The sequence below is a fragment of the Thermus sp. FJN-A genome (genome assembly GCF_054655095.1).
On sequence record NZ_BAAHSC010000222.1, the window covers coordinates 1 to 236 of the forward strand.

The 236-nt window shown below is 71.6% G+C and carries 1 pseudogene; it reads left to right on the top strand.

Features of this window, described 5'->3' with window-relative positions:
* A pseudogene (locus tag ACYQ0J_RS13480) lies at positions 1 to 236 on the top strand (ATP-binding protein); the annotation flags it as partial.

Genomic DNA, 236 nt, shown 5'->3' on the forward strand with positions numbered 1-236 from the left:
GGGGCGGGGGAGGGACCTCGAGGCCGACCTCAAGGCCTGGCAGAGGCGCTACCCGGGGAACGAGGAGAAGGCGAGGAGCCTCCTCAAGGCCCTCAAGCGCCCCGAAGGGGTGAACCCCGTCACCCTCGTCGTGGACGACGCCACGGGCCTCACCCCCAGTGTGGTCCCCTGGCTGGTGGCCTTCGCCGAGGTGGCCACCCTGGTCCTGGCCGTCCACCCGGAGACCCTAAGGAAGG